The 601-nt window shown below is 40.1% G+C and carries 3 protein-coding genes; all 3 read right to left on the reverse strand.

Annotated features, from left to right (window positions below):
- Nucleotides 1-105: 105 nt before the first annotated feature.
- Nucleotides 106-177, reverse strand: coding sequence for a GpE family phage tail protein (locus ACFILW_RS10855; protein ID WP_375635004.1), 72 nt, complete (start codon nt 175-177; stop codon nt 106-108).
- A gap of 38 nt (nt 178-215) precedes the next feature.
- On the reverse strand, nt 216-503 hold the full coding sequence (locus tag ACFILW_RS10860; protein WP_375665299.1) for a phage tail assembly protein: 288 nt from the start codon (nt 501-503) through the stop codon (nt 216-218).
- Between the two features lies 1 nt (nt 504).
- A partial coding sequence (locus ACFILW_RS10865) for a phage major tail tube protein (protein ID WP_375685837.1) occupies nt 505-601 on the reverse strand: 97 nt, incomplete at its 5' end.

A 601-nucleotide genomic window follows, 5' to 3' on the forward strand; every position in this document is an offset into this window, starting at 1 on the left:
AGAGTGTTTTTGACAATGTATCGAATTTTTTTTGAAGATGTTTGAGAGGTGCGGTGAGTTTGTCTTCAAGAGACAATTTCACCTTTGCATCAGCAACTTTTTCACTCATTTTATCTTATACCTTTCTGCTGCTTGTTTTCGCCAGAATATGAGTTCTTGCGGTTCCATTTCCATCATCTTTGAAAGGGACCAATGGAACACAATGGTAATATCGGCTATGAGTTTAGCGGCGGTTTCCCAGTCGAGGTATCCCGCCGCTTGATAAAAGACTCCAAAATCTCTCCAATGCTCGACAAGTCATTAATATCGAGTTCTCCAACCGCTTCATGTGCCCATCCAGAAAGGCGTGCAATCATAGCGATTGTTTGCTCTATGCCTTCTTTTTTGTCGATTGCTTGCACATCTTTTGTTTTGGGGCGCTGTAAAGTAATTTCGGTGTGATCTTTTCCTTCAAAGGTAACAGGTACAAGTAATTTATGTGTAATGCTTGTTTGTACTGTCATTTTATAATCCTATATTTTCTCTATGGTCTGCGAGTTGATTGACGCCATTGAATTTTCTCACCAAGTTGAGGACATCTATCTCAACGATTTCAACGTCC

The organism is Bartonella sp. TT110JLCBS (assembly GCF_042193405.1).
Classification (GTDB): Bacteria; Pseudomonadota; Alphaproteobacteria; order Rhizobiales; family Rhizobiaceae; genus Bartonella.